At 55.1% G+C, this 8,075-nt stretch carries 7 protein-coding genes; 5 read left to right on the top strand and 2 right to left on the bottom strand.

Going from position 1 to position 8,075, the window contains the following annotated elements; genetic code table 11:
- Window positions 1-651 (top strand): IS256 family transposase (locus V3W49_RS14685; protein WP_500146451.1); only part of this gene is annotated, 651 nt, incomplete at its 5' end.
- A 541-nt stretch (window positions 652-1,192) separates the two neighbouring features.
- Here the strand turns inward: V3W49_RS14685 and V3W49_RS14680 are convergent.
- Window positions 1,193-1,348 (bottom strand): hypothetical protein, encoded by a 156-nt coding sequence (locus V3W49_RS14680; protein ID WP_500146449.1) that lies wholly within the window; start codon window positions 1,346-1,348, stop codon window positions 1,193-1,195.
- Between the two features lie 432 nt (window positions 1,349-1,780).
- Here V3W49_RS14680 and fhuE point away from each other — a divergent pair, with 432 nt between their 5' ends.
- The gene (gene fhuE / locus V3W49_RS14675; RefSeq protein ID WP_500146448.1) at window positions 1,781-3,940 is read left to right on the top strand and encodes a ferric-rhodotorulic acid/ferric-coprogen receptor FhuE; all 2,160 of its coding nucleotides are present in this window, start codon (window positions 1,781-1,783) and stop codon (window positions 3,938-3,940) included.
- Window positions 3,941-3,957: 17 nt separating this feature from the next.
- Here fhuE and V3W49_RS14670 read toward each other — a convergent pair whose 3' ends face one another.
- Window positions 3,958-4,863 carry a LysR family transcriptional regulator gene (locus tag V3W49_RS14670; protein ID WP_500146446.1) on the bottom strand — a complete coding sequence of 302 codons (906 nt, stop codon included), beginning with the start codon at window positions 4,861-4,863 and terminating at the stop codon, window positions 3,958-3,960.
- 176 nt (window positions 4,864-5,039) lie between these two features.
- On the opposite strand from V3W49_RS14670, the gene V3W49_RS14665 reads away from it, so the two are divergent.
- The 3 genes from V3W49_RS14665 (at window position 5,040) to V3W49_RS14655 (ending at window position 7,847) form a co-directional block, all read left to right on the top strand.
- Window positions 5,040-6,041 carry a zinc-binding alcohol dehydrogenase family protein gene (locus tag V3W49_RS14665; RefSeq protein ID WP_500146444.1) on the top strand — a complete coding sequence of 334 codons (1,002 nt, stop codon included), beginning with the start codon at window positions 5,040-5,042 and terminating at the stop codon, window positions 6,039-6,041.
- A gap of 116 nt (window positions 6,042-6,157) precedes the next feature.
- Window positions 6,158-6,484, top strand: a complete 327-nt coding sequence (locus V3W49_RS14660) for a metalloregulator ArsR/SmtB family transcription factor (protein WP_500146442.1) — start codon at window positions 6,158-6,160, stop codon at window positions 6,482-6,484.
- Between the two features lie 76 nt (window positions 6,485-6,560).
- Window positions 6,561-7,847 (top strand): arsenic transporter, encoded by a 1,287-nt coding sequence (locus tag V3W49_RS14655; protein WP_500146441.1) that lies wholly within the window; start codon window positions 6,561-6,563, stop codon window positions 7,845-7,847.
- Window positions 7,848-8,075: the final 228 nt, after the last annotated feature.

Genomic DNA, 8,075 nt, shown 5'->3' with positions numbered 1-8,075 from the left:
CTGAACCTGGAAGGCAAAAAAGAAGTCCTGGGGCTGTATCTGTCGGAAAGCGAAGGGGCGAACTTCTGGCTGTCGGTATTAAGCGACCTGCAAAACCGTGGCCTTGAAGACATCCTGATAGCCTGCGTGGACGGACTGACTGGCTTCCCGGAGGCGATAAACAGCATTTATCCGCAGACAGAGGTTCAGTTGTGCGTTATTCACCAGATACGCAACTCGATTAAATATGTGGCGTCAAAACACCATAAAGCGTTCATGGCTGACCTGAAGCCGGTTTACCGTGCAGTGTCGAAAGAGGCGGCAGAAATGGCGCTGGATGAGCTGGAAGCGAAATGGGGCCAGCAGTATCCGGTGGTACTCCAGTCATGGCGACGAAAATGGGATAATCTGTCAGCGTACTTTCGCTATCCGGCGAATATCCGCAGAGTCATTTACACAACAAATGCCATAGAATCGGTCCACCGACAGTTCAGGAAGCTGACCAAAACCAAAGGTGCATTCCCCAATGAAAACAGCCTGCTGAAGCTGCTTTATCTGGGGCTGATGAACGCCCAGGAAAAATGGACAATGCCGCTCCAGAGCTGGAATTTGACATTGTCGCAGTTAGCCATTTATTTTGACGGGCGGCTGAATAAGGTGATGACGCTGTAGGATTTTTAACGTGACACAGAATTCTGAACGCTCTCGAATTCTCACTGAGCGCCTCGATGATGGTGTTCCAGTCCATGCAGAGCATGTCGCTGTTCAATATGGTGCGTTAAGCACACAGGGCCGTCGGTTCCGACGGCCTTTTTTATTAGGATAATCCGGCACTCATCATCACGTAATTTTCTATACATACACTGATGATTTTATCGCGCTCGCCCCTGCACCTTTACCTTTTCGGCTATTTAAACTGACGTCGAAGCCAGTGGTTTCCCGTTGTGCTAACAGATTACACCACGATATTAATCGCCAACAAAGAAAGCATCTCAAAGGTAATAATTGCTTTCATCATTAATATCCTTAATCAGCGCTAAACCATAAACAAAATAACTTATTCATCGGGTGCAAGGATAAAAGAGAGAACCATAGAGATAAATACCAAAAAAGACGGTTGATTATTGCCATTTCAGGCATAATCTCTCGCCCAAAGGCGTTTCTGGCCAGCGGGTATGAGGCCCGACGGGGCCCGGGACGTTAACTGAATTTATTAGTTAAACGCCTTATAAAGCATCAGAGCAGCACCAAGGATTCCTGACATCAGCAATAACATGGCGATCCCCATTACTTCATTTTCGGTAAGCCGGATATCTCTAAGCGTTTTAATCGCATATTTTTTAATATCATTCCAGATATACAAAATCATTGTTCCATCCCTGCCGTTAATACGTTTTACCCTATGAACACAGGCCGCACGTGATAATAGCCAGAGATGTCTGGTTATTCTTCACGTGCAGCGGGCGGAGTCGTCATAAAATAACACTAAAAATTATACGGCATTTTCATTTTCAGAATACCGAACACCATTTTTTTAATTTGGCTCAAAAAACGACGCAAACGCCACCAGGGACAGCAAGGCAAAACGCAGGACGGAAGACATACCGTGAAACCCGGGATATCGCTGTTTAGATCTGAAATATTGTTACATATTTACACACAACATCGAATGCGTATAATTCTCACTTGCATTTACATAATTATTCACCTAATCACTCTCTGGCTGACCGACCTCGCGTAAGCGACCAGGTATTCCGCCTGTGGGCCTGATAGCACCCATAAAATAAGGATTCCAGCAACAATGTCTTCCTCATCCAGAATCGCATCCCCCCCTTCGCTGTTGGCCGTCAGTATCGGCCTGGCGCTACTTTCCCCGGCCTTTTTAGTCCAGGCGAACCCCGAGGAAACCATGATCGTCGACAGCAGCACGACAGCGAATGTGCCGGACGAAGAGCAGGACTACAGCGTTAAGACCACCACGGCGGGCACAAAAATGCTGATGATTCAGCGCGATATCCCGCAGTCGGTCAGTATCATCAGCAAACAGCGTATCCAGGATCAGCGGCTGGAATCGCTGGGGGACGTACTGAGCAATACCACCGGTATTACCACCAACATGTCGGATTCGGAACGTAGTCTCTACTATTCGCGCGGCTTTCTGATTGATAACTATATGGTGGACGGGATCCCGACCTTCTTTGAATCACGCTGGAATCTGGGGGATGCGCTGTCCGATACTGCACTATTCGAACGCGTGGAGGTAGTACGCGGTGCCACGGGGCTGATGACCGGTACCGGCAATCCTTCGGCAGCTATCAATATGGTGCGTAAACACGCCGACAGCCGTACGCCGACCGGCGATATCTCGCTAGAGTACGGTAGCTGGAACAAACAGCGCTATGTGGCCGATCTTTCCACACCGATGACCAGCGACGGACGCATTCGCGGTCGGATGGTCGCGGGATATCAGCACAACAATAGCTGGCTGGACCGCTATACAAGCGAGAAAAAATTCTTCTATGGCGTACTGGATGCTGACCTGACCGACGCCACCCGCTTTTCCGTGGGTTATGAATACCAGCAGATCGATGTCGACAGCCCAACCTGGGGCGGTCTGCCGCGCTGGTATACCGATGGGGGCTCCACCCATTTCGACCGCAGCCGCAGCACCGCACCGGACTGGGCCTATAACGACAAGACCGCCAAGAAAGTCTTCGCTACCCTGAGCCACCGCTTCGACAACAACTGGGAAGTGACCCTGAACGGCACCCACAGCGAAACGGAACTCGACAGTCGCCAGATGTATCTGGATGCGCTGGTCGATCGCGGCACCGGTAATCTGGTCAGCCCTTACGGCCCCTCTTATCCCGTGGTGGGCGGTACCGGTTACAATACCGGAAAACGTAAAGTCGATGCGCTCGATCTGTTCGCCAGCGGCAATTACGATCTGTTCGGTCGTCAGCATCAGTTGATGGTGGGCACCAGCTACAGCAAGCAGAATAACCGTTACCTGAACGCCTGGGCCAATGTCTCCCCGGAAGAGCTGGGCAGCGTCTGGAACAGCACCGCGCACTTCCCGGAAACCGACTGGGGCCCGCTTGCCGTGGCACAGGATGACACTATCCACATTAAATCAGCCTACACTTCAACCCGTATTTCACTGGCGGATCCGCTGTATCTTATCCTGGGCGCCCGTTACACCAAATGGAGCATCGACGGGCTAACCCAGCATGTGGAAAAGAACCGCACCACGCCTTACGCCGGGCTGGTATATGACATCAACGACAACTGGTCAACCTACGCCAGCTATACCTCCATCTTCCAGCCCCAGAGCTACCGGGATATCAATGGCAAGTACCTGTCTCCCACCACCGGCGAAAACTACGAACTGGGTGTGAAGTCTGACTGGATGAACAGCCGCCTGACCACCTCGCTGGCAGTGTTCCGCATTGAACAGGATAACGTGGCCCAGACCACCAACCAGATTATCCCCGGCACCACCGAAACGGCTTACAGGAGCGTAAACGGCACCGTCAGCAAAGGGGTGGAGCTGGAAGTAAACGGCGCACTGACCGATAACTGGCAGATGACCTTCGGCGCTACCCGTTATCTGGCTGAGGACGGCGACAATAAGGCGATCAATCCTGAGCTGCCGCGTACCTCGCTGAAGCTGTTTACCCGCTATCGCCTGCCCGCACTTCAGGCACTGACCGTCGGCGGCGGCGTGAACTGGCAGAACGGCACCTATCAGGATGTCACCACGCCGGACGGCACCTGGCGTGCGAAGCAGGGCAGCTATGCGCTGGTCGACCTGTTCGCCCACTATCAGGTGAATAAAAACCTGGCGCTACAGGCCAATCTGAATAACCTGTTCGATAAAACCTACGACACCAGCGTCAGCCGCTCCGTAGTTTACGGCGCACCGCGCAACTTTAGCGTTAGCGCCAGCTACCAGTTCTGACCACGACCGGGGCGGCGCTACCGCCGCCCGGTTATCTCGTTCAGCGCCTGCCGCAACTGGCGGTAAAGCTCGCGAATCGCCGGGGAAAACTGACGTCGGTGCGGGCAGATAAAGTTCAGAGGCGCCGCCTGGCCCGGAATCTGCGGAAGCAGCACTTCCAGCCTGCCTGCGGCGATATCCGGATAGAGATCTATCCACGACTTATAGACAATCCCCATTCCAGCCACCGCCCAGCGCCTGGCCACGTCGGCATCGTCGCTAATCAACCTGCCGTCAATTTTCAGCTCCCTCATGCCTTCTTCACCGTGAAACGGCCAGCGATCCCAGGCGTGGCCGTTGATGGTATACAGAATACAGTGATGTTCGGCCAGCGCGTCCAGGCTTTCTGGCCTGCCATGACGCGCCAGATAGTCCGGCGAGGCAGCCAGCACCCGACGATTCTTTTCCGCCAGCGGCAACGCCACGTAGCTGCTGTCATCCAGCACGCCGTAGCGAATGGCCACATCCACCGGATCGCGAAAAATGTCGCTTACCCTGTCGGAAAGCGCCAGACGCAGCGTCAGTTTCGGGTGCCGCTGGCAAAAAGCGGTGACAGGTGCCAGCAGCACGTTACGGCCGGTATCGGAAGGCACGGAAATTTTAAGCTCACCGCTGAATGTTTCATCGCCGCTGTGCAGGCTTTCGGCACCGGCCTGGACTATCTCCAGCATCTCCATGGCATAGGGCAGATACCTTTCTCCTTCCGCCGTCAGACGCAGGCTGCGGGTGGAACGGGCGAACAGCCGCTTATCCAGATCCCGCTCCAGGCGCTGTATCGCCGCGCTCACCTGACCGGGCAGCAGATCGGCTTCACGCGCCGCGCTGGAAAAGCTACCCAGTGCAGCGGAGCGAACAAACAGTTTAATGTCTTCCAGACGAATCATCCGCTATCCCCGATACTCAATACGACAGAGATAACTGTAATTGATTTTCACTGTGAAAGTGAAAGTCCTGCTCTTTATCCATCGTTTTTCGCTGATAGCACAGCGGCTATCCTGTTCTTTTAGCAATGCGGCGCCTGCTGGCGTCATTTATTTATCGCTTTATAAGGAAAATCGTGATGAAAGCCATTGTCTACAGCCAGAACGGTTTACCCATTACTGATCCTCAGTCGCTGTATGAAGCTGAGCTGCCAAAACCGCAGCCTGGCGCCCGCGATCTGATGGTTAAAATCCGCGCCATCTCGGTTAACCCGGTGGATACCAAGGTTCGCAACGGCGCACCAACCGATACGCCGCGTATTCTGGGGTGGGATGCCGTAGGCGAAGTGGAAGCCGTGGGAGAAAACGTGACGCTATTTAAACCCGGCGATGAGGTGTTTTACGCAGGCTCTATCGTGCGGCCCGGTGCTTATGCCGAATATGGCCTGGTGGATGAACGCATTGCCGGGCATAAACCACGCTCCCTGAGCAATGCCGATGCCGCGGCGCTGCCGTTAACCTCGCTGACCGCCTGGGAGCTGATGTTTGATCGCCTGCAGGTGGGGGAAAATGAAGACGCGGCGCTGCTGATTGTCGGTGCGGGCGGCGGCGTGGGCTCCATCATGACTCAGTTGGCGCGTCAGCTCACCTCCCTGACCGTAATAGGCAGCGCCTCGCGCCCGGAAACCGCCGAATGGGTGAAGTCCCTGGGGGCCCACCATGTTATCGATCACAGCCGTCCGCTGGCCGAAGAGCTGAATAAGATAGGCATCAATCAGGTACGCTACGTGGCCAGTCTGACCCATACCGATAAGCACTTCCCCCAGATTGTTGAAGCGCTGGCGCCTCAGGGGCGGATGGGGGTCATCGATGATCCAGAAATTCTTGATGTGATGCCGCTAAAACGCAAAGCCATCTCACTGCACTGGGAACTGATGTTTACCCGCGCCATTTTCCAGACTGCCGATATGCAGCGTCAGCACCAGATTCTGGAAAATATCAGCCGCCTGATCGATGACGGAACCCTGCGTTCCACTCTGGGCGAGCACTATGGTCAAATCAGCGCACAGAACCTGCGCAAGGCCCACGCGTTAATAGAAAGCGGTAAAGCGCGCGGCAAAATTGTGCTGGAAGGCTTCTAAGCGCCTTTCCTGCGGACATCACAGACGCCCCCTTATCACATCTGTTTTTCCATATTTATATTGACTCCTTAATACTCAGGCGTATTCTGCCGTCACGGTGATATTAAGGAGTCAGAATGCTGCTAACCCCTTTACAACTGTTCAAACATCTGGCGGATGAAACCCGGCTTGCTATTGTCCTGCTCCTGCGGGTTCGGGGGGAGCTGTGCGTCTGCGATCTGTGCAGCGCGCTGGAAGCGCCTCAGCCGAAAATATCCCGCCATATTGCGATGTTGCGCGCCAGCGGGCTGCTGTTGGGCCGTCGCCAGGGCAAGTGGGTGCACTACCGTCTTTCACCGCAAATGCCCGCCTGGGCGGCCCGGGTGATCGAACAGGCCTGGCTGAGCCAGCAGGATGAGATCCGAACGCTTACCGACAGCATGGGAAAATCCGGCTGCGTCTGAATACCGCAGTCATTCACATTTAGTAAAACAGATATATTTTGAACGGGGCGGGACTGCGCCCCGGCAGGGAGAGGTTATGTTACTGGCAGGCGCGATTTTTGTTGTGACCATCGTTCTGGTTATCTGGCAGCCCCGGGGACTGGGCATTGGCTGGAGCGCCAGCCTGGGCGCGGTACTGGCGCTGGCTACCGGCGTGGTACAACTTTCCGACATTCCGGTGGTCTGGCATATCGTCTGGAATGCCACCGCCGCTTTTATCGCCATTATCATCATCAGCCTGCTGCTGGATGAGTCCGGTTTCTTCGAGTGGGCGGCGCTGCACGTCGCGCGCTGGGGTAATGGCAGTGGCCGCCTGCTGTTTACCTGGATAATCCTGCTGGGCGCCGCAGTCTCAGCGCTGTTCGCCAACGACGGCGCCGCGCTGATTCTGACGCCCATCGTCATCGCCATGCTGCTGGCGCTGGGCTTCAGTAAAGGCGCCACCCTCGCCTTCGTGATGGCGGCGGGCTTTATCGCTGATACCGCCAGCCTGCCGCTGATCGTCTCTAACCTGGTGAATATCGTCTCCGCTGACTACTTTAAACTGGGTTTCGGCGAATATGCCGCCGTGATGGTGCCGGTAAATCTGGTCGCCATTGCCGCCACGCTGGTCACGCTGCACCTGTTCTTTCGTAAAGAAATACCGGCGACTTACCACCTGGCGCGCCTGAAAGCGCCAGCACTGGCCATTAAAGACCCCGCCACCTTTAAAACCGGCTGGCTGGTGCTGGCGCTACTGCTGGTGGGCTTTTTCGTGCTGGAGCCGCTGGGCGTACCGGTTAGCGCCATCGCGGCATTCTGTGCCGCCATTCTGCTGCTGGTTGCCCGTCTGGGGAAGACGATTAACATCGCCAGGGTGATACGTGGCGCCCCCTGGCAGATAGTCATTTTCTCGCTGGGTATGTATCTGGTGGTCTACGGCCTGCGTAACGCCGGGCTAACGGATTCGCTCACCGCTATTTTTAATCAACTTGCCGACGGCGGGCTGTGGAGCGCTACGCTTGGCACCGGCTTACTGACCGCGTTTCTGTCATCGGTGATGAATAACCTGCCATCGGTGCTGGTCGGCGCGCTTTCCATCGACGCCAGCAGCGCCAGCGGCGTAGTGCGTGAAGCTATGGTCTATGCGAATGTGATCGGCTGCGATCTGGGGCCGAAGATAACCCCTATCGGCAGCCTGGCGACCCTGCTCTGGCTCCATGTCCTGTCGCACAAAAGCCTGCGCGTCACCTGGGGGCAGTACTTCCGTACCGGCATTATCATGACGCTGCCGGTGCTGCTGGTCACTCTGAGCGCACTGGCGCTACGGCTGTCGCTGGAGTAATCGCCTTTTCTCCCGCAGCGCCCGATATCGCCATATCGGGCGCTGCGGATTCCCCCTGTGGCGGATAATAAAAAAACACCCAGGTTCCCTCCCATTAATGAATAAAACTCATAACGGCATTATGTTATCGGCTATAGCGGCTCGTTTGCCTGTGCCCTATAGTCGTTGTCATCGGAACCGGAATAACAACACTATCCCCCTCAATATTCAGCCGGAGCCTCCCTCTTA

It is taken from the genome of Rosenbergiella sp. YN46 (genome assembly GCF_036620675.1).
GTDB lineage: Bacteria > Pseudomonadota > Gammaproteobacteria > Enterobacterales > Enterobacteriaceae > Jejubacter.
The sequence above is the reverse complement of the archived record's forward strand: the minus strand, read 5'-3'. Positions and strand labels throughout refer to the sequence as shown.